24 protein-coding genes are annotated in these 21,451 nt (G+C 40.6%); 4 read left to right on the top strand and 20 right to left on the bottom strand.

What is annotated here, in order from left to right:
* A partial coding sequence (locus LJE72_RS19470) for a tyrosine-type recombinase/integrase (protein WP_229249657.1) occupies positions 1–333 on the top strand: 333 nt, incomplete at its 5' end.
* A gap of 1,150 nt (positions 334–1,483) precedes the next feature.
* Here the strand turns inward: LJE72_RS19470 and LJE72_RS19465 are convergent.
* From LJE72_RS19465 to LJE72_RS19445, 6 genes are all read right to left on the bottom strand, one after another.
* Positions 1,484–1,840, bottom strand: a complete 357-nt coding sequence (locus LJE72_RS19465; protein ID WP_229249656.1) for a type II toxin-antitoxin system HicB family antitoxin — start codon at positions 1,838–1,840, stop codon at positions 1,484–1,486.
* Complete coding sequence (locus LJE72_RS19460) at positions 1,824–2,087, bottom strand: toxin HicA (RefSeq protein ID WP_229249655.1); 264 nt, start codon at positions 2,085–2,087, stop codon at positions 1,824–1,826. Before LJE72_RS19460 ends, LJE72_RS19465 begins: the two co-directional genes overlap by 17 nt.
* Entirely contained in the window at positions 2,084–2,251 is a 168-nt protein-coding gene (locus LJE72_RS26575) for a hypothetical protein (protein WP_229249654.1), read from the bottom strand. The genes LJE72_RS19460 and LJE72_RS26575 overlap by 4 nt, the downstream gene beginning before the upstream one ends.
* 28 nt (positions 2,252–2,279) lie before the next feature.
* Positions 2,280–2,402 (bottom strand): hypothetical protein, encoded by a 123-nt coding sequence (locus tag LJE72_RS26570; protein WP_312038947.1) that lies wholly within the window; start codon positions 2,400–2,402, stop codon positions 2,280–2,282.
* A gap of 275 nt (positions 2,403–2,677) precedes the next feature.
* A complete protein-coding gene (locus tag LJE72_RS19450; RefSeq protein ID WP_229249653.1) occupies positions 2,678–3,172 on the bottom strand; it encodes a GNAT family N-acetyltransferase in 495 nt (164 codons plus the stop codon).
* 203 nt (positions 3,173–3,375) lie between these two features.
* Complete coding sequence (locus tag LJE72_RS19445) at positions 3,376–3,576, bottom strand: DUF3102 domain-containing protein (RefSeq protein WP_396391509.1); 201 nt, start codon at positions 3,574–3,576, stop codon at positions 3,376–3,378.
* A gap of 413 nt (positions 3,577–3,989) precedes the next feature.
* Here LJE72_RS19445 and LJE72_RS19440 point away from each other — a divergent pair, with 413 nt between their 5' ends.
* On the top strand, positions 3,990–4,958 hold the full coding sequence (locus LJE72_RS19440; protein ID WP_229249652.1) for a LysR family transcriptional regulator: 969 nt from the start codon (positions 3,990–3,992) through the stop codon (positions 4,956–4,958).
* Between the two features lie 478 nt (positions 4,959–5,436).
* Here LJE72_RS19440 and LJE72_RS19435 read toward each other — a convergent pair whose 3' ends face one another.
* Positions 5,437–6,066: an HAD family hydrolase gene (locus LJE72_RS19435; protein ID WP_229249651.1), complete on the bottom strand. Its 630-nt coding sequence runs from the start codon at positions 6,064–6,066 to the stop codon at positions 5,437–5,439.
* A 114-nt stretch (positions 6,067–6,180) separates the two neighbouring features.
* On the bottom strand, positions 6,181–6,348 hold the full coding sequence (locus LJE72_RS19430) for a hypothetical protein (protein WP_229249650.1): 168 nt from the start codon (positions 6,346–6,348) through the stop codon (positions 6,181–6,183).
* A gap of 284 nt (positions 6,349–6,632) precedes the next feature.
* Here LJE72_RS19430 and LJE72_RS19425 point away from each other — a divergent pair, with 284 nt between their 5' ends.
* Together LJE72_RS19425 and LJE72_RS19420 are read left to right on the top strand one after the other, a co-directional pair.
* Positions 6,633–7,070, top strand: a complete 438-nt coding sequence (locus LJE72_RS19425; RefSeq protein WP_229249649.1) for a hypothetical protein — start codon at positions 6,633–6,635, stop codon at positions 7,068–7,070.
* Positions 7,071–7,436, top strand: a complete 366-nt coding sequence (locus LJE72_RS19420) for a hypothetical protein (RefSeq protein WP_229249648.1) — start codon at positions 7,071–7,073, stop codon at positions 7,434–7,436.
* Positions 7,437–7,774: 338 nt separating this feature from the next.
* Here LJE72_RS19420 and LJE72_RS19415 read toward each other — a convergent pair whose 3' ends face one another.
* From LJE72_RS19415 to LJE72_RS19360, 12 genes are all read right to left on the bottom strand, one after another.
* A complete protein-coding gene (locus LJE72_RS19415) occupies positions 7,775–8,878 on the bottom strand; it encodes a GerAB/ArcD/ProY family transporter (RefSeq protein WP_229249647.1) in 1,104 nt (367 codons plus the stop codon).
* A gap of 7 nt (positions 8,879–8,885) precedes the next feature.
* A complete protein-coding gene (locus tag LJE72_RS19410) occupies positions 8,886–9,095 on the bottom strand; it encodes a hypothetical protein (protein ID WP_229249646.1) in 210 nt (69 codons plus the stop codon).
* Between the two features lie 3 nt (positions 9,096–9,098).
* Positions 9,099–10,256 (bottom strand): Ger(x)C family spore germination protein, encoded by a 1,158-nt coding sequence (locus tag LJE72_RS19405; RefSeq protein WP_229249645.1) that lies wholly within the window; start codon positions 10,254–10,256, stop codon positions 9,099–9,101.
* A gap of 14 nt (positions 10,257–10,270) precedes the next feature.
* Entirely contained in the window at positions 10,271–11,809 is a 1,539-nt protein-coding gene (locus LJE72_RS19400; protein ID WP_229249644.1) for a spore germination protein, read from the bottom strand.
* Positions 11,810–12,511: 702 nt separating this feature from the next.
* Positions 12,512–13,381, bottom strand: a complete 870-nt coding sequence (locus tag LJE72_RS19395; RefSeq protein ID WP_229249643.1) for an AAA family ATPase — start codon at positions 13,379–13,381, stop codon at positions 12,512–12,514.
* Between the two features lie 117 nt (positions 13,382–13,498).
* Complete coding sequence (locus LJE72_RS19390; RefSeq protein WP_229249642.1) at positions 13,499–14,233, bottom strand: response regulator transcription factor; 735 nt, start codon at positions 14,231–14,233, stop codon at positions 13,499–13,501.
* Positions 14,233–15,747 carry a sensor histidine kinase gene (locus tag LJE72_RS19385; protein ID WP_229249659.1) on the bottom strand — a complete coding sequence of 505 codons (1,515 nt, stop codon included), beginning with the start codon at positions 15,745–15,747 and terminating at the stop codon, positions 14,233–14,235. The genes LJE72_RS19390 and LJE72_RS19385 overlap by 1 nt, the downstream gene beginning before the upstream one ends.
* A gap of 205 nt (positions 15,748–15,952) precedes the next feature.
* Entirely contained in the window at positions 15,953–16,969 is a 1,017-nt protein-coding gene (locus LJE72_RS19380) for a glycosyltransferase family 2 protein (protein ID WP_229249641.1), read from the bottom strand.
* Between the two features lie 13 nt (positions 16,970–16,982).
* Positions 16,983–17,939, bottom strand: a complete 957-nt coding sequence (locus LJE72_RS19375; protein ID WP_229249640.1) for a lysylphosphatidylglycerol synthase domain-containing protein — start codon at positions 17,937–17,939, stop codon at positions 16,983–16,985.
* 49 nt (positions 17,940–17,988) lie between these two features.
* Complete coding sequence (locus LJE72_RS19370) at positions 17,989–19,011, bottom strand: glycosyltransferase family 2 protein (RefSeq protein WP_229249639.1); 1,023 nt, start codon at positions 19,009–19,011, stop codon at positions 17,989–17,991.
* Positions 19,012–19,067: 56 nt separating this feature from the next.
* Positions 19,068–20,231: a UDP-galactopyranose mutase gene (gene glf / locus LJE72_RS19365; protein WP_229249638.1), complete on the bottom strand. Its 1,164-nt coding sequence runs from the start codon at positions 20,229–20,231 to the stop codon at positions 19,068–19,070.
* 38 nt (positions 20,232–20,269) lie between these two features.
* Positions 20,270–21,421 (bottom strand): MGDG synthase family glycosyltransferase, encoded by a 1,152-nt coding sequence (locus tag LJE72_RS19360; protein WP_229249637.1) that lies wholly within the window; start codon positions 21,419–21,421, stop codon positions 20,270–20,272.
* Between the last annotated feature and the right edge of the window lie 30 nt (positions 21,422–21,451).

Raw genomic sequence — 21,451 nt, 5'->3', positions numbered from 1 at the left:
TATCAGGTTCATTATCTTTTCAGAAAATCTTGTCGAGTTTTCCTAGACCATTATAATGATGAGAAAGCTTTATTTTTATCCCAAACTAAAAAACGATATAGTGTTAACGGTATCCAAGATATTATTAAGAAATACAAATTATTGGTTGCTCCACTAAGTCGTCTATCGCCACATATGTTTCGCCATACCTATGCAACTAAGTTACTTGAAAAGGAGGCTTCTACCCAAGTTATTGGTACTCTAATGGGAATTAAAAACCCAAGACACATCGAAGTTTATGCGAGGAGTTCTCATAAACTTCGTAAAAAGCAATATGAAAAATATAAGAGATAGGAAATCAGAACGGACAGCTTACCTGTTCGTTCTGATTTCCTATCTCATCATTATAAGGTAGGTTAGGTCGTTGCTTTACAAACGATTCCAGGAGTTTGGTTTACATTGCAGACCACTGCGTTTAGTTGAAGTTCCCCCTAAGTTATTACTTGATTTTCAAAACTGTTTGGTCGATATACATTCAATATCATTGGGTTATACTAAATAAGCATTTTCTATGAAATCCTCATTACTTTCAGAAAACTTACTTTCTCTTTTTGAAAATTTGCTCTTGAAATGGAGAGTATGCGCATAATTCACATTTAACACGTAGTAGTAGAATAAAACGTTTATCTAAGATCCGTACTACAAGCGGCTTTGAGGCCCCTTCCCCTATTTTGAGGATTAGATGAAATAGATATTATGTAAAGTATAATATTTAATTCCCTAGTGGAGTAGCCTAAAATAGCCCAATAACCTTGATTTTGCTAGAATCAAGGTTATTGGGCTATTATTACAATGTGCGTTTTCTTATTTAACATTCTACAACCCTGGTGCAATTCGAAATATATGCTGGAGTTTTCTTTACTCAGTAATGTCAAGTACAGTTTTTCATTTAGAGAATAATTACTTAAAAATTCTATAGTTGTATCGTGTAGAGTCTGTTGACTTGTAATCAGTCCTAAAACCACCCCTCTAGGGGCTCTGTAAGGCTCTAACGCGATATGAGGCTAGTATAAGATTCCACTTAAACTAAGAGAACCAAGGTCATAGGTCCTAAACGACTCACTAAGGTCAAATCTAACGAAATAGAAAATCCCCTGACATTAAAAAGCAATGTTGACCAATTAAACGAAGACGATTCGACACGTTTTAAAGTTTAAATGATTTTCTCTCGTACTAAAATATTTCGATACTTATAAATCGTATATAATTCTAATTGGAATCACATTTCCATTAATTACCTCCAAGATTTACGCTATTTTACTCTATACTGAATTCTAACTAATTAGCGATTGTAGTGAATATAAGGTATAAGATTTTGTCTTTGTCTTCCTCCCTGCCTCAAGGTTAAACTCCTTTAAGCAAGTCCTCAAGTTGCTCCAATAGCACCGGAACCTCTTTAGTAAATCCAACTCTGTTCGTTTTGCAACGGCCCCGCTCCAATTCATTAACCTTTAAATCCGGCACTCCTCGAAAGATGATAAAGGATTAATTGATTAAGACTTATATTTTCCTTTTTGGCGAGTTCTGATAAATGTCTATGGAGACTCTTTGGGACCCGTACATTAAATTTTCCTGAGTAGTCATCTCTAGTAGGCTCAGGAATTTCGACGCCATCCTCGATACAAGACTCCAACCAGCATTTTTTGGCGTCCTCGATCATGGCCAGTGCTTCATTGGCGGTATCAGCTTGAGTAATGCAACCAGGCAGTTCCGGAATCGCTACAGCATAACCGCCTTCAGAAGATGGATGAAGCGTTATGCTATACGGTAAACCCATATAATAATCAAGCGTCTTGTTCATCGTCTATCACTCCTTTTAAAGCATTAAGTGCTAACTCAACGTAGGCTTCACCAATATGAGGCTTTTTGAACGGTACAGTTAATCTGGATTCACCAAGTTTGTATGTATAGTGGCTTGATCCACCCGAAGGCTGCCTCTTTGAAAATCCGTAATGTAGCAGTAGCTTATCAAGTTCCTCGAATCGTACTTGTCGGGGGTTATTCTTTATTTTCTCAAGTAACTTTTTAAGCTTACTCAACCGTTTCACCTCCTATATGCATAGTACCATATACAGTGACGATCGTCAAATGAATTTATGTTTACAGCAAATACATTATGACTTAGCAAGTCTCCGACTTTTCCGCCTAAAGCGTACGCATTAATAAACCTTCCCCACTCAGGACTATAATACCGACTCTGCAAATAATACAATCCAGTCTCAATATCAGCTCTATATTCTCTATAAAGATAAGGATTCTTTGAGAATTCCGGTATTGCCCTTTTCCGAAAAGGAAGCGGCAATGGGTATCGTTCCATACATGCAGAGAGGAGAGGCGATCCCCTGCACGCTGGCAAGGATCACCCCAAGTCCCCCAAGTTTTTTTGTTTTGCAGGACGCTAAATAATCGGTGAATTTTTTGTTTTCCAAAGACTGAAATGATTGATCCTAAGACAATTCCCATTGCCCAGTATTGGAAAGTCACGCGAATTCCCGAAGTCTGGTTATTACATTCATATTGTCTCATATTTTGGGGTAAAGAAGTTATGATAATAGCACCCCAGCCTTCTAATCGCAAAACGCTGGTGTTATTATCATCTTCCTGGGTGGTATCAGAATAATGTTAAACAAAAAGTCCTTTATAATTCCTTCTCAAGTAAATAAAATAACCCTTTTCTCCACTTTACTTCTCCAACCTTTTGATATCCAAGAGTTTGATACATTTTTAAGGCATATGGATTTAGAGAAAACGTGTCTAATCTTATAGATTGAATTCCCTCTGTCTTCAATATCTCTTCTATCTTTACCATAGTGTCTTTCCCAATTTTGTTATTTTGGTAGATTGGGTTAACACACAGTCGATGTATAACAGCAAACTTGTCATTGTCATATCTCCAGTTGCCATTCTTATACTCTTCTTCACATTCATTATTAATCACTAAGGCTGAAGCTATTTCGCCATCTTTAATTCCAACAAACATTTGTCCATTTAATACGTCTTGTTCAAGATCTGTCGTAGTCGGGTAAAGGTCATCCCATTGGTTAATATTGTTGTCGTTCATTAGCTTAATAGCATTCTTAAATATTTCTATGATTATATCTAAATCCTCATACTTTGCTTTTCTGATTAGCAAACCGACACTCCCTCTCATTTATAAAAGACTAGCAATCATTCCTACGCTTAATCTACTAATAGTCAGATTATTATTCGCCTAACAATATGTATTTACCTTTATTTTGCTCCTTGAGTCCGATAACTGTTGGTCATTCCCTCGATATCCATATCAATGATGAATTGCGCCCGGTCCTCCTTTAGGATCCTTAAAATAAGCACAGCCTAGCGCCTCAAATTCGGATCCGAATCCGAATTTGAGGCGCTAGGCTGTCTGTCTCTGTACTCTTTGAAGATACGCATCAGTTTATTGGCCCTGCTCTGGGAGAAATCCACCGACTCCTCCAGCCACTTGCCCCACTCTCCATACTTGAGCAGGGCCTTGGCCTCCGTTAGCCCCCTTCTTTTGTCTTCATTCCCGAACATTGGAAAAGATATTTTGCCATCTTACATATTTTTTCAGGGGACTCCTCCGGAGGACTGCGCCCGCCTGAAGCTTTTGTCAAGGTACTCCAGGAAGATATTCACCTGGGTGCAGCTTAAATTCGGAATGCGATTCTGAATATGAAATTTCTTGGACAACACTTAGTAGAGTTTTGTCGAAAAAACGACAAATGATTTGTCAAGTCAACGACAGTAATGCTGAAGGTAATGTGCTACTTTGTATTATAGAGTCAAAGCCTTATAATTGGGTGGTTTATGTGGATACAGATGTTAGTTATGCTGATATTTAACTGGTCATAGATAGGAAATTCATATGGAGATTCAAATACACTTGGATTAATACTGAATGAAATTATCAGTGTTTGGATTAGCTTACTGCGAAGGGGGATCATATTATGGATGAACGCTTGCTTGTATTTCAAGAAGTAGCTAAAACTAACAATATTTCGTTATCTGCTAAGAAACTTCATATAAGTCAACCATCCGTTACTGTTCAAATCAAGAGTCTTGAAAAAGAATATGGTGCAGAATTTTTTAACAGATCAAATAAAGGCGTAAGTTTAACAAAAGAGGGCAAAGTCTTTTACGGTTATGTTCAAAGTGTTCTGGATACCTTAACGTCTGCTAAAGAGGCGATAGAAGCTCTAACTAAGAATCAGAAAAAAATAATCAGTCTCGGCGCAACCTTGACCATCGGGGAATATATACTTCCGCATCTTATAACATTTTTGTACAAAATTCATCCGGAAGTTGAGTTTAAGGTTAAAATTGCCAATACTGAATCCATATCCCAAGATATCTTAGAGAAAAAAATGCATATTGGCTTGATTGAGGGGCCTGTGGGCAAAAACAAAAATCTAAATGTTGAAAGTTTCTGGGAAGATCAGTTGGTCGTTGTTATTCCTAATTTCCATCCCTGGTCAGCGAGAAAAACTATTAGACTCGAAGAACTCTTGAACGAGCGCATCTTGACCCGAGAAGAGGGTTCAGGAACTCGTAAGGTGATGGAGATTATGCTAAAGCAGAGCGGACTTGACCCTGCGCAGTTAAATATAGCAATGGAGTTAGGAAGTACTCAAGCGATCAAACATGCCGTAGCTGCCGGACTGGGTATAACCATCATTTCCGCCTTAACTGTCAGCAAAGAAAGTGATCAAAATGTGTTTAAGACATTACAAATAGAAGACAGCCCCCTTTATCGACCCCTTAATATTCTCACAGATGCCCGCTTTAAAAAAACTAAAGAGGAGAATATCTTAATTAACCTGTTAACTAATCGTGATTTGATTCGGAGAATTTTAAGTAAAGATGATTACGACTTAGCGGAACCGGCCATTAAACCACGTTTAATTGCGTCTAAATAGAAAATGTAAATTGAAAAAATTATTTAGATTCGAATCATATAAATAATTTAATCTGACCAGGCTCTATATGCCTGGTCTATTATTTTTGTTTAGGACTGAATCCTCTATGGTGTTCAATATGTCCGACACAGTTTATTGATCGGTTGTAGGATTTAGTAATTGATTATTAATATAGGCCCCATATCTCATAACTCCTGCCTCATTGCTCAGAATCTACATGGAGCCCGTCAATCACCAGTCTGCCGCCGCCATTGACTGTTCGGGCGATTATATCCCTTTGTCTTCATTGAGTTCAATTCTTTGAGTTTTTCGGCACGGGAATTGCTTTGAACATTTCGTACATTACTCTGCCGTAATGAACGGCTCCTTCATGAATCGTTAATTCTTTGAACTGAACAGCTTTTTAGCCGTGGAGTACGTTCAATCAGCCACGAGTCAAGACATCTATGATGCTACAGCGGCTATAGTGTTCGGTTTTTCAGGCATATATTATCGTTAACAATTCTTCAAAACAATCAATCACATAATCATACTCTTCAACCTTACCAAAGCCATATCTGGCATATACAAACGGAATTTCCGCCACTTTGGCTGACTGGGCATCTCCCATGGTATCTCCTACATAAATAGGTTTTTTTAGTTCATTTCTTGCTATGAGGATTTTATTGGTTTCCCCTTTCGACAGCCCTGTTACACCCCAACATTCAAAATCACTGAAGTATTTATTTAAGCTGTGGGCCTTAAAGAAGGCTTGGATATAGCCATCTTGGCAATTACTAACTATGAACAATTTGTATTTTTGAGCTAACTTTTCAAGGGTTTCTTCTAATTTAGGGTATAACATTCCGCCATGTTCTTCTAAATGAGCTTGTTCTGTTTCACAGAATTCTTTCATTAATTTCTTTTGATCAGCTTCATTTAATTCCGGGAACAACTTTTTGCCTATTTCATCCATTGGCAGCCCCATGCAGCCCTGCATATCTTCAGGGGTTACTGCTTTTGTAATCTGGGGATAGTTGGCTAAGACCGTTTGCCAGGCCTCACAAATTCCTGCTATGGAATTCCAAAGTGTGCCGTCTAAATCAAAAATAATACTATCAATCTCCATTTTCTTACCATCCTTTTAATTGTTACCGATCCAATCGGTATAATTTTTACTCTGTGATTTGGTTTTTTGTATAACTCAATTATACGCCAACTGCTGGTTCTTTCGAATCCACAGTTAAATAGATACAAGATTTCTGTTTATCTCATGTTTCTCTGCAATATCATCGTAAGTATATCTGTACTTATCTGATCCTTGAAACCTTTTCTCTACAAGGTCATCTTTGACGTGCATAGGAACATGTTCATCAAAGGCCTCTTTGCTGTTCGCAGCGGTTCGTTTCAATTTCGAAATTTCAGAATATGGTTGATTATAGGACTAAAAATGAGTTATCTCTGTCATATTGAATATATAAGGTTTAAATCTGTGAGTGTTATAAAAGGGTAACGTCTTATAGGTTAACGTTTAGATCTTATTTATATTTTTATTACTAGGAGGTAAAACAAATCCTACTATCACGATTTTCTTAATACCGACAGTATAAATGGTTTTTGTGGAAGGAAAAAACTAAAATATGGAGAAATGGTTATCCTTAGTAAAGTATAAAAATGGAAGGTGGCCAAGTTTTTATGAAAAAAATGTTATTCTCGGTAAAAGGTTTGGTTTTATCTGTTGGGCTATTAGCTGGACTATCATTTTTTGCATTTTCTAACCCCGCTATTTCTGACAGTTATTATCTGGATGAGGAATTCAGGGTGCAAAAGTCAGTCGCTGACACTTTTGACTTAAATAGTAAGAAAGAAATGAAATCTTACTTTATGAACGATATATTCGATAAGAATATATCAAAATTAAGTAGCGATATAAACAAAAAAGTTCTTTCTGCTATTCTACTGCTGAGTAAAGATAATAAAATCGGGGATTTTAAACCAATAATTTACTTAGAAGGAAACGATAAACTTTTGATAGCAATTAAACATGAAGATAAAACTATTACCCTTACTGAATTTGACATTTCAAAAGATGCACCAATCATAGTCAAGACGCAGACTAAGGAGGGAAAATAAATGAATAGGAAAAAATTAATTATCGGGACAACCTTAGCTATTTTTCTATGTACTGCAACAAGTGTTTTCGCTTGGTCTATGGGTATGTCTAATAATCTGAGTACCGGGATATCAATAACTGGGTATTCTGTAACGACCGCTACTGAAACTTGTTCATCTATTTCCGCATATAATGGAATTTATGAAGATGGGGTACTCAAAGCAAACAATCAAAAAGAAGAAACATTGGCCAAATCCGCAAAATCACTAAAAAATTCTACTCCCAATCATTTGGGGACTCAAAAATGGGAAAGTTATGGAATTCATAATGCGGTTTGCAATGGAGAAGTTTTAATCGATTCAACACTTAAAACTGCAAATTATTAAAGGGGTAGGGTTCAACATCTTTGTTTGGTTTTATCATATTAGTTGGTTTCAGGTCAAAGTTCCTAAAAGTGTAGGTATCGGAAATGTTTAAGCTGATCAACGATTGCATAACAGCAATATCTATTATTCCACTCAAGTTATCCTTTCCTGCTCCCAATTGTCCTATAGCGCTATTCCCCTTTTTTGTTCAAATGGAATTATCCCTAATTCGCCTTTATCATATTCGTCAATTACCTCTGGTTCAATATGATAGTAAATCCTAGAGTCCATATATATTCTACCACATACCAAGTATTGGAATGGTATTTCCTTCTACAATTGACACCAACTTATCAAATTCAATATCTCTTCCCTGTTTGTAATTGACCCGCTCTTATTCTTATTTCAGCAATAACCAGGATGATGACCGGTAAAATCACCTGAAAGGGCAGGGCATAATAAGCATAGATCTCAAAAGCAAAATAAATCATATCCATGATATTTTCATACATGATATAAGCCAGTAAAACCATTAAGAGGCCTGTTTGAACAACAATTGACCTGTAATTATTTAATCCGAATAATTTGCTGATGCCGATACAGGTAACATACAAGCATACACTCACTTTTATAAAGTCGGTAATTACAAATGTCGTAGCAACAGAAACTTCTATTCTCTGGATAAATTCGCCAATATTTATCCGGCTAACTTCAACATAGAGGGGAAAATTAACCACGCTGACAATATCACCGCCTAAAACAAGGATATTTCTTAGGGTAAGAAGGACACCGATGGCCGCAAAGATAAACAGCCCCGAATAATATACCCGGTAAATTGACTTATCGGTCTTCAAGGCAGAAAAAACAGCCAGAAAAAGCACCGTTTCAGCAAGCGGAAAAGAAAAGATATCAAAGGCGCTGTTTAAAACAGGCCCAATCCCGTCATACATTACCGGTTTGAGGTGGGCAAAATTCAAATAAGGAATGACAAGCAAGGTGGTTACAAACATGATAATAACAACGATGGGGAAGAAAATTTTGCTGCAGCGTCCCAGAACCTCCACTCCCGCCATGACCGCCCAGATGGATAAAAAACCCATAAAAAGCATGGGCAAAAGCATGGGTGTCTCCGGCATGGCCACAGTGTTAAAGAATTCTCCAAGATCTCTTATGACCATGGCTCCTAAATGCAAGGGATACCAAATATACGCCAGGGCTACTATTTTCCCTAAAACATTCCCGAAAACCAAATTAAGTATATCGAATATATCCCTTCCTTTAAAAAGTGAGAGCAGCCTGGCGTAGATAAAAATTATGGGCAGAGCCATCAACATTCCCACAAGAGCCGCAATCCAGGCGTCACTCTTGGCAACCGGAGCCAATCCCATAAACAGATTGCTTCCTATCATGAACAGGATTAATAGGTAAACCCCCTGTTTAGAAGTAATCATTTCCTTAATCATAACTAACCTACTTCCCCAAGATTGAAATTATTAAACTTTTGATTGGATTTACCGGACTGGGTATTGCTACATCCAAGCTTATTAAAAAGGCGATGGCAAAGGTCAATAGAGTAAGGGCCATATTGACGCCAAAATCCCGCCAAAGCTTTTTCCTGTATAAAGGCATCAAATCTAAATAGATAATGAATGCATAGGAAAAAATGACTAAAACAACCATACCTTAATCTCCAATTCTAAGAGGTTGAGAGAATGCGGCACTATTTTTGATGGTAAGTTCCGGATGAACAGAAACCTTTAGATCTTTAAATTTGCCGCCCCATAATGTCTCAATTTCTTTCCAAGTGCCGGGCATATCCGCTTTAACTTTAGCTCCAAACCCGAAGATGTCGCTGTTGTACTTCGTTTGAACTTCTTGAACTACATTTTCAAGGCTCTTTTTCATACTCTCTTCGGCACTTTTCTCCAGCCTAAGCCTTCCCGGTTCATCGATATAGTTTTCCGTGCCTTCGATCTCATCGATGGCAACCGTAGTTTTAATTTCAATGGAGATTTCTAGATTCCCATCTTTCTCAATAGGTTTTAGTTTTGTCCTATTTTCTAATATTTTTAAAGATACTTTTGTACCGGCGTTGTCCCCTTCCCCATTCTGGACAAGTGATCCGCCATCAACTTTGTTTTGAATAAAGAGCAAGTCCCTCGTGTCATCCACATTTAAAAAGCCGACCAACTTATCCTTTTTAAAGACAGCGGTTCCCGTCACAGAGGGCAAGGTTCGGCTATTGACTTTCTTGAGGGACACCAAAGGAAGGACTGCAGAAATACCGCTGCCACCTAAATCGTTGATCAAAGTCCATAACTCTTTCTCAGGAGCATTGGCGATAGTTTTTTGGTTTTTTAACACTTTGTCCAGTTCAAAGGAAATGATTTGGTCCGTTTTGCTCCCGGTTTCCAGTATTTCTTTGGCAGTGCTTTCCTGGGATACCAGCACTTCAATATCTTCCCTGAGCTCGGCGTTCCTGGCTAACCAATCAATAACTTTTACTGCCCCCTCTTTCGCCACATCCTGGCTTAAAACCGCGATCCTGGTATGAGCAAAATACAACTTTTTCCCGGAAATAGAATCCATATTTTTTTTAGCGTCCAACAGCGTATCTCCAGCCACTGTCATGGTGTTTGAATTCATGATTGATTCTCCACCGTTCTTAATATCCACCGTTTCGACGGTTAACAGATATTGATCGCCGGTTTCGCTTTTGTCAATGGCTATCCCTGCTACAAACCTCAGGGTATCGATCTCCCGATAGTTCCAGCAACCGGCTAAAAACAGGGTATTCGCTAAAATCAAGATCACTGATAGAATTTTACTTGTCGATTTCATGAAGCTGCTTACCTCTATTTTCTATGATCTGACTCATGGTTCTCCACCACCGGGAGCCGGGGGTGAAAATGCACTTGCCGCCAGGGTGTTCTGGTAACCGTATCCTTGATGTTGTTCTCATCAAAAGCAGTAGTCCCCAACAGATAGGGGACGCCATAGGAACGCATTTGCATAAAATAAATAACCAGTCCGATTAAACCGAAGATAATTCCGTAAAAGCCCATAAGAAAAGCCAGGAATAACAATAATAGCCTGAGAATTATGGGAAAGCTTTTAAACTTTACGGTCAGGAGCGCCGTAATACCCGTCAATCCACTGACGATAACCATAGGAGCGCTGATAAACCTTGCTTCAATCGCTGCTCCCCCCAGGACTAATGCCCCCACAATAACTACCGTCTGCCCAATTGGCGCAGGCATTCTCGTCCCGGTTTCCCTCAGGATTTCGAACAAAAAACCCATGATCACCGCTTCCAGGATTGTCGGAAAGGGCGTGCCTTGTCTGGCAGCTGTAATACTTAATAAAAGGGGTGTCGGTATCATCTCCTGGTGAAATGTTGTCAGTGATACATAAATTGCCGGGAGGAATATTGCTGCAAAGGTACCGATCATCCTTAAGGTTCTGCTGACGGTTGTAAATAAGGAGTCGTTATAGTAATCTTCATCGGCGTGAAAATATTCAACAAACAAAAACGGCAGCGTGAGCACAAACGGACTTCCGTCAACGACAATTGCAATCCTTCCTTCCAGCAGCTTCCCGGCTACATTATCCGGTCTTTCTGTGGAAGCTACCGTTTCCAAAGGCGATAAGGGAGCATCTTTGATGAGTTCCTGGATATAGCCGGAATCCATAATCCCATCGATTTCAATGTTATCCAGCCGGTGAATCAATTCCTGAAGAACTTTTTCGGGGGCCACCCCTTCAATATAGCAAAGGCAGATTTTGGTCTTGGTGCTTGATCCCAATTCTTTAAATTGAAACTTCAAGTCCGGATTTTTGATTTTCCGCCTGATTAAGGACAGGTTTATGATTAAGGACTCGACAAAACCTTCTCTTGGTCCGCGCACGACCCTCTCGGCCAAGGGTTCATCAATGGGCCTGGTCTGCCATCCTTTGGTACTTACAATGAGAGCTTGCTTATAGCCCTCCACCAGCAAGACCGTATCACCATTGATTGCAGACTCGACCAGATCGTTAATATTGGCTGCTTCTTTGACATCGCTGGAGGCAATTACTTTATACTGCAATTCTTCCAGCAGGTTGCCATCAGAAATTTCTTCCTTTAAATTCCCGCCTAAAATAGGCTGAATAATGTTCTCATTGATCACTTCGGTATTTACCATGCCATCAATGTAGATAACACAGCAGGCCGCAGCTTTTAAATACTTATTCTGAAAATTCCTGACAATCAAAGTATCATCATTTGTGAAAATGTCTTTAAATAATTTGATGTTTGCCTCGACGGAATTGGTTAATTTAAGGGAGGCAGAGAGCACCGATTGGTTTTCAGTTTTTGCTTTCTTCTCCTCTTTCTTTCGAAAGAAACTAAACATACACTCAACTCTTCCTAATTTGTATTAGACACTTTATTATGTGATACTATTAATTCCGTTATGCGTGAGCTATATCTCCCGGAGAATCCAGCAAGAACTTTCTCCCTTGCATCTTTTGTTTCAAATCCATACATTAATCCCCTACCTGCCTTAACTGATCATTTGATGTCGTTCACCTTAATGCAGGATGTAAGTATAAATTGCTGGACCGAGCATGTTTAATACCTGGCAGTGGTGGTTCACTGTAGCGATTCTTATATGTATTATCCGCACCTATGCTTTTCTTGCTGAACTGCTGTTTGTGGAGCTCAGAGATTGTGACAAGAAATAGGGGGCCTTCTCCTCAGCCCCCCAATTAATTAAAACTATAGTTAGTATTAGAGCTAAGCTTGAATTAACAAAGCTTAGCTCTTTAGGATGCTATGGAATGTTTGAAAGTTTACTAACCTCGAATTATGAGATAAAGAATAGCTGTACCCGGCAAAGTTGCAACCGACCCCACTCAGGTTATAATTATTTAAGTAATACTATAACCAGCTTCCCACAACATGTTCCGTGCTTGCGTAACCGAGAAACCTCTATTCTTTTCAGTTTGAGATTCCATATCTCTTGGATTAGTCGAAATAGACTTGGATCAACTGCTCGTAACAGTGGACCCGACAGCCGGCGTTGAAAAAGTACCTGACCACTTCACAGCCCGATTTAGTCCAGCATTTTTAAAAAGTCTTTTTCATATCGTTTAAAAAATTCATAGTATGTCCGCACATTTTCCAATTCCGTCCACCGTTTAACATCTACCGGATTCTCGTCAAGATCATATATTTTTGCTCCCCGCAAGGCAAGTAAAAACGGCGAATGGGTTGAGATAATAAACTGGCAGTTCCAAAACCGTGCGGCATCCTCAATAAATTTCATTAATTCCATCTGTCGTTTGGGAGACAGACTGTTTTCAGGCTCGTCCAATATATAAAGTCCATTTTCAGTAATTTTTTCGGTAAAGTACAAGAATGCACTTTCTCCATTGGAATATTCTCGTACATTGGCCATCAATTTCTTTCTCACAAATCGAGACTGTGTTTTACTTCTAGCCATATTTACTGTTTTAAGCAGCTCATAATCGGATAGGGACTTCATCTGAAACTGAGAATACTTGGCATCCAAATATTCGTCAAAGAGTTTATCTCGTTTTTGGTCTATACCTTCGTTGAGATTACGGACATTCAGCATATAGTCAAATACATCATCGCTGGTAATAATTCGGCTGTCTTCAGGAATATCTGCCTCCAGGTGCATCCCGCACATATTAATATAGTTGGGATAAAAATTAGATTTATTATAAATAGAATCTCGATTGATGCCTGTTTTTTCGGCAATCACATTTAAGGCCGTAGATTTTCCCGAACCGTTTCCTCCATATAAAATGGTAACCGGCTCAAAATCAATTCTCTCAAAATTATGTGTGGATAAAACCCTAAATGGATAAAACACGTCATAACATGTTCTTTTTACCTCAAGGAAGAAGTCGAATTCCATCTCGTCATTGGGAAATGTAAAAATACTTAAGTAAACCATTGTTACCTTCCTTCCACTAATAACAATAAAAGGCTAACAATCCTGTCAGCCCTATGATGCCACATTATATATAGTTAAGTCTATCCCTCTCCGATCATGACTGTAAAGTTACTTGAATTATAACATATTATCATAATAGGCATTTAGTCGGTACCCCGCTCCCCAAATCGTTTCTATGATTTTGGGATTACCAGGGTCTTCCTCAATCTTTTCTCGGATGCGATTAATATGCACCATCACAGTTGCACTGTCACCCACATATTCATATCCCCATACTTTCTCGAAAATTTGCTCCTTTGAAAAAACAATATCAGGGTTCATAGCCAGAAACCTCAGTAGTTCAAACTCTCGATTTGGAAATTTGATTTCCTGTTCACCACGATAAGCTTTATAGCTCAATGCAATAATCTTTAGATTCCCAATCTGGATTATCCTCTGCTGTGCTGATGTAACCGGCGTCGGTTTGTTCTTCAAGCCGCCACCGGCTAGTCGTTCATATCTGCTTAAATGGGATTTTACTCTGGCCACCAATTCTGCCGGATCAAAGGGTTTGGCAATATAGTCATCTGCCCCAAGACCTAATCCCCGTATCTTATCAATGGATTCTGTTTTGGCTGTCACCATCAAGATAGGAATATCTATTTTGTCTCGTATTTCCCGACAGATATCATACCCACTGCTGCCCGGCAACATCAAGTCCAATAAGATTAAATCATACTCTCCTGTCAATACAGCGTCTACAACCTTACAGCCATCCTGAATCAGTTCTGTTTCATAGCCGCTGATTTCCAGGTAATCTTTTTCCAGCATAGCTATTTCATTGTCATCTTCTACAATTAGAATCTTGCTCACTACATGTCCTCCGTTACCTGGGGTAAAGATATTATGATTTTTAGTCCCTGATCATTCTCTGCTGTAATGACTCCGTCAAATGCTTCAACAATGTATTTGGCAATATATAAACCAAGACCATTTCCCTCACTGTTTTTCTTACTCCTCGACTCGTCCCCTCTATAGAACTGTTCAAATAAGTGGGGAAGTTTATCTGCATCCACACCACGTCCATTATCAGAAACCACGATTACCTCGCGCTGCTTCTCTTGGGTAAGTGAAATCTTAATCTCCAAAGAGCTCGTATTGGCATATTTTAAGCTGTTCTCAACCAGATTCGTTAATACCCGTTGCATTTGATCTATATCGATGGAAGCCAAATGGATTTTTCCCGAAGTTGCAAAGGAAATACTGGCACCTTTTGTCTCTAAATCATTTTTACATCCTTCGACAAACTTCAGGATGAATTCGTTTAAGTCAGTCATTTGCCGATAGAAGGGCATGTTTCCCGTTTCCATTTTGGAAAAATAAAACAAGCGCTGCAACAGGACATCCATTTCACAGGCCTTCGCATAAGCAATGTCCAGATATTGATGTTGTTTTTCCGGAGTATTAGCGATCCCATCTTTTAACCCTTTTATATAGCCCTTTACGGAAGTAAGGGGTGTGCGTAAATCATGTGAAATACCTGATACCATATCCGTTCTCGCCTTCTCGTAGGTGGCATTTTTTTTCTGTTCCTCGAATAAATAGCTCTGCATATGATTAAAGGAAGTACATACTGTCTCAAATTCATCCTCTCCCGCATAAACAATCGGATCTTCCAGATTTTTTTCTTCAATTCGTTTTGCCCCATCCATCAGCTGATCGATAGGTTTCATAATTCGTTCTACAAGGCTCCTGGTAAATAACTGACTAATTCCTAAAATAACCAAACTGGCCGCCAAACCGATGAGAATAAAATGAATAATAAATCGTTCAAAACTTGTACCAAACCAGGTGAATTCATCATCGGCGTTATTTACTGCAACGATCTTATATTCATGATCCTCGACTAGAATAGATCTTCTTACGACAGTCAACGAATCCCGATAATATACGCTGGCATGGACTCTCGCTAAATCAATTACTTTAAGAAACTCCGTCAGTTCTTCTTCATCATCAGGATCAAAATTAGAGTATTTTTTCTTACCATCTACCATCACAAATAATTGGTAATTGTATTTTGAAAGACTCTTACTAAGAGTTTCATATTCAAGCATGATTGCAGGTGATTGTTCAAACAAGCTTTGGACCTCAAACACATTTTCATCCAGCTTCGCCTTGGCAATCTCTGTATTGATATTTTCATTTAAATTAACCAAGGCTGCAGTGATGGCTAGTAAAGTAACCAACGAAACCAAAACCATGACTGTATTAGAAATGAAAATTCTGTTTCGTATTTTCATACTAACCTCTCTTCCTACAACACAAAGGGTTTTATCACATTGATTGTTCCCTGTCATTGATTCAATAATACCTGATATCATAAGCACAAACAATGTGACCCTCCAAAAAAATCGACTATCCGATTTTTTGCACATTTCTACTATTCATCGATTGCAGGAAGTCTAAGGATGAACACAAACGATAGGGTAAGAGCGGAGCTGGACAATTATGAGGGATCAAAAATCGGAATCGTCATCGACGGTACACGCAACCATCCTATAAAAATGATGCTTACTACTTGGTAAGCTTATTTTAACTGAACTTATAGATGCGTTTAATAAGCTTAAGGCCAAGAGATATAAGGCGTGGGCTGATTTTCTGCCCAAACCTTATGCCTGAATTGAGAAAGTCCTTGCGCAGTACAGTATACAGCTTTTCATCCTTTTGCTTTATAAAGTCCCAAAGCTCGTCGGCCTGGCCGCTAAGCTTTTCATCCTCTGGGATGTAGATATGAGTCACGGTGATGGCGATCATCATGGAAAGATAGAAAATCATGTAGCGTCTAAGTTTCTCACCTGCAATATCCTTGAAAAGATTGTACTCCTCAATCATCAGGCGCGTTACTTTAAGCTGCTGGTCAATCTGCTTGATCATGACCTGGGTGTTGACAGACTGACCGGGCCGGCCAATGAGATAGTGATAGGGAGAACAGTCCAGATAAACGAAGCTCTTCACATAGGGCAAGGGTAGATAGGCGACAAGGTTGTCTACATAAAAGGTGTGTTCCGGCAGCTTGAGGCCGCACTCCCGCAGCAAATCCGTCCGATAAAACAAGGAGTGCATCAGCATTAGCTGGTCGAAGCGAAAACGACCCATACTGTCCCAGGTAATAACCTTGCCTTGTGGAAAAACATTACTGAAGCCCATGACTTTATGCTTACCGTTATAGGAATATTCGTAGACATAGTTGGTAATCAGCAGGTCAATGGAGTCAATGCCGCCCAGCAAGGAAAGCACCGACTTGTAGTCGGAAGTATCCAGCCAGTCGTCGCTGTCGACAACCTTAAAATACCTACCCGTGGCCACCTCCAGTCCGCGGTTGACTGCCGAGCCATGGCCACCGTTCTCTTTCTGCTCAAGGCGGACAATTCCGGGAAAACGAGCGCAGTATTCCCGGGCGATCTCCGCCGTGCGATCCGTAGAACCATCATCCACCACAATAACCTCCACCTCCTGCCCGCCCTTGACTACACTGTCCAGGCAGTGGCGAAGATAGTCCTGGGAATTATAAGACGGTACAACAATTGATAAAAGTTTAATAGTTTTCATCTCCAAATTATCGTTATTTTGTGCGTTTTAGTTTCAGCGATTTCCTGTCCTTCTGGCGATTTCTGTGCCACAGGTTCCCGAGGGCTTCTCCGTATTCTCCATGAAGGGATCTAAGGTAGAGGTAACCTCCCAGGGGCAGGAGTGCAGCATATTGGATCAGATGCAACAGCAAGCTCGCTGACAGTGCCGTAGTCGGATCAATTCCCAGACCCCCAAGGGCCAGAATTGTCCCGTATTGAAAAAGGCCGATGGCACCAGGCGTGGCCGGAATAAAATTAATGATATTGGTGGCGGCAAATACGGCAAGGGACAGGCGAATGGACGCCACCCAGGGGAAGCCGAAGGCGACAAGGCCAATCCAGGTGGATACAAGCAGCATGACCCAGGAAAGGAGCACCCAATTCATCATTTTCACCGTGTCAACATTTAAATAGTCACTGAGATAGCTGCGCAGGGGCGAATGAAAAAAGATGAGAATCACGAACACTATAAACGCGGCAATACTGAGAAAGGTAAGAATCCACAAGGCATTTAACAAATTTTGATCTTTAAATCCGGCAAAGGGAACTGCGGCGATTGAGAGAATCATAATTGCCGCAAAATCTGCCACGGCGGGAATAATCAGCAGGTTGGTTATCTTGATGGCACTGTATCCCTTCGGAAAAAAAGCCGCCCGCAGCCCCTCTCCGATGTGGAAGGGCAAAACCATGTTCGAAGCATGCCCTATACCCACAATTTGAAGAGCTGTCATTCTGTCCATGTCCCGGTCAATACCCCGTGTATAGGCAAGTCCACGAATATAGTTGGCATACCCAAAGATAGCCACTGAAACCAGCGCAAGGCCCCAATTGATGTCAGTCTGGAAAAGCACGCTTACATGCAAGCCTTTGAGGGCCTCAATGGAGTAATAGATAATGACGGCGGTCATGATTATACCTATAAACAGTTTTAGTTTTGTTTTAGTGGACATTCATTTGCTCCCTTGGTCCAAGATTCTATTGATTGCATGCCTTAATGCCTTAATTAAATTTATAGACTTTGCGTGCTATGTTGTATAAGCTGACGGTGATTTTATTGCCGGAACTTCCGGGCAGGTTGGCAACCATCCTCAAGAACCTGATACTCCCATGGCGGTACAGACCGTTGTCGCAGCTTGCGAGGAAGGACCAAAGCTCTTTTTCCTTCCGATTATCTTCCTCTGTGCCGGAAATCCTTAGGAATACAGTGCAAATTATCATCATCATCGCTAAATAGCTCAGCATGTAGTTGGACAGCTTTTTGCTGGCTATGCTCCCAGGGAGACGGTGGCATCCTATCATGATGCGCGTTACCATGAGTTGCTGATCAATTCTTCTAAGCATGACACGTTCATTGACAGATTGGTCTTCCCGCCCGATAAAATAATGGTAAAGATCCACATCCAGATAGTAGATAGTTTTCACTGAAGGCAGGGGCTGATAAACAAAAATATTATCGACATAAAAGGTGTGTTTTGGCAATTTAAGGCCACATTTGTGCAGTAGTTGTGTTCTGTAAATCAACGAATGCATCAGAAGATATTTCCAGGGGGGGAACTTCCTCATGTCATCCCAACCGAAGATCTGATTGTTGGGAAAGACATTGCTATATTTAATGACGTGCCTGGTCCCTTCCAGCAGCTTTTCATAGATATAGTTGCAGACCAGCATATCAGGAGCAGAGTTGCCACCCACGAAGGTTTTAAGGGTGTGCAGCACTTCAATCATACCTGGGCCATCGAGCCAGTCGTCTGAATCCACCACTTTAAAATAAAGACCGGAGGCGTTTTTTAGGCCGGTATTGACCGCTTCCCCATGTCCTCCGTTATCTTGATGGATCACTCGTACTATATCAGGGTATTGCAAGGCATATTGATCGGCAATTTCTTGGGTGTCGTCGGTAGAGCCATCATTGACAATAATAACTTCCGCATCTTTTCCACAGGGAAGAAGAGAATCGATGCAGCGTTCCATATAAGCCGCTGAATTGTAGCAGGGTACGGTAAATGTAATTATTTTCAACATAAGCTCCCTTTCTGCGCTTTAAGTCTGCCTAAAAAATAAATAAGACACCACACTCATTACCTTATTAAGGTGTCAGCAAGCTTCAAGGCCTTATTAACGATAGCGTCCATATTGTAGTATTTGTACTCTGCAAGCCTGCCCAGTAAGTGAACTTGGGGAAATTGGTCGCTAAGCTTCCGGTATCGCTCATAAAGGGTGGCATTTTCAGGGTTTTGGATTGGATAATAGGGAGTCTCGCTGTCGGTGCCCCTATAGGCCCGCGGATATTCTTTGACGATGGTCGTTCGTCCGTCCAAAGTTTGTCCCGTGAGGTGTTTGAATTCGGTGATACGAGTATAGTCTTGGTCAACAGGATAATTCACAGTCCCCCTGGACTGGTACCGGGTGAGATTGTGAGTTTCAAAGACAAAGTCCAAAGTCCGGTAGGGCAGGCTTCCGTAGCGGCAATCAAACAGTTCGTCCGTCGGTCCTGAGTATATTACGGTGCCGTTGAAGGGGGCACCGTCAAAAAACACGTTCCCGAATTCCAGCCGGAGTAACCTGCGGGCATCGGAATTAAGACGGAGCTCTATATTGGGGTGATTTAACATGTGCTCGAAGAGCGATGTATAGCTCTGGGCAGGGATACCCTGATAAGTGTCCTGAAAGTAGCGGTTATCATAAGAGATAAGGACAGGGACACGGGCGGTAACCAAAGCATCAATTTCGTCGGGCGCCAGGCCCCATTGCTTTTGCGTGTAATATAAAAATATATTGTTGTAGATGAAATCCGCAAGGTCCGCAAGTTCTGCATCGGACTGTCGACGCAGATCCAAAATGGGCACCTTGCTTCCGAGGCCATAAATGGCGATCAGCTTTTGCTCTATACGTGCTGCCTTATTAGGTTCAAAGGCCAAATGGAGGGAATTAAGATTAAAAGGAATCGGTATTAGCTTTCCGTGGATGTCCCCCACGACCTCGTGGGAGTAATTTCGCCAACTTGTGAACCGAGAGAGATAATTGAAGACCCTTTTGTTGTCCGTATGAAAGATATGGGGGCCAAATTGATGGACTAAAATTCCGCTCTCATCGAGGAGATCATAAGCATTTCCGCCTATATGGCCGCTCTTCTCAAGGATCAGTACTTTTTTACCTGCCCGTTCCGCCAGTTCACGCGCTATAACTGTGCCTGCCATGCCGCAACCGACGACAAGACAGTCATACATTTCTCTTTTTTTCATATTTCTGGACCCTCCCTTCAAAATTCTAAGGAACATATCTATCCGATTTTTTGCTCGTTTCTTCTATTCATTGTTAATTGCAGCATAGCTTCAACTGCCCGTTCCGTTGAGTGGCCCGGTAAAGCGATGGCCGCTTGCGCGCGGATTTTCTCCATTTCTTTAGGAGTGCTCAAAAAACGTTTGAGAATCCATCCCAGTTCTTCTTCTGTGCCTGCAACCTGTCCTGCGCCCAAACCTTCTACAAAACGCGCATTTTCTTCTTCTTGACCTGGTATGGCCTTATAGATAACCAAGGGCAAGTGTTTCGTCAGTGCCTCGGAAACCGTTAAACCTCCAGCCTTAGTAATGATCAAGTCGGAGACGGACATTAGTTCCTCTAGGTTATGAACGTAACTTAAGCGTACCATGGGGTTCACTGAGTCCTCAATAACCTCTCCTAAAGAATGATAAAGTCTTGTATTTTTACCACAAACAACAATCATCTGGACTGGTACAGGAGAGTCTGTCAGTGTTTTGCAGATTCTTGTTACGCTTTTAGAACCCCCATAAGCTCCCCCCATTACTAGAAAGGTGGGGATATTTGTTCTTAATCCTAACCTGGAAATTATGCTCCCTCGATCCATTTCCAGGTCGAATTTTGGGCTGACCGGTATCCCTGTCACGAGAATACGTGGGGCCTTGATTCCCCAGGATACTAAACTAGCCTTTACTTCCTCACAGGCCACCATGTATCGATCAACCCCTGGATGAACCCAGTGACTGTGGAGAGTATAATCTGTTATAACGGTGATAATCGGCACCTGAAGAAGTTGTTCGAGTCTCAGCTGGGCTAAAATCGAAGAGATGGTTGGATAGGTACAGACAATAAGATCCGGCGCAAAGGCCTGAATGTATTGAAGAAAATCCCTACGACCCATCTGTTTCAGTAAACGTTGAATCCTCGATTCAGGTTGTAACCTATCAGTAATATTATACAGCTTTTCCCAGATTTTTGGGGTGTATTTCGTCATTTCAAGGTAAGCAATTTTGGCCATTGTGTTTAGCCGCTTACTCAAAAAATCGCCAAAATCCAAATGAATGATTTCTGCCTCAGGTGCCTTAAGACGTAGGCCTTCAATTACGGCTTCCGCAGCCCGGAAATGTCCGTTTCCAAACCCAGCAGAAAATACCAGAATCCTTAACTGTTTCAAAGCTACCCCTCCCTCTCCATGTTCTTTTAA

It is taken from the genome of Desulfosporosinus shakirovi (genome assembly GCF_020595055.1).
GTDB classification, from domain to species: domain Bacteria; phylum Bacillota; class Desulfitobacteriia; order Desulfitobacteriales; family Desulfitobacteriaceae; genus Desulfosporosinus; species Desulfosporosinus shakirovi.
This window is presented reverse-complemented; position numbering and strand designations above follow the sequence as displayed.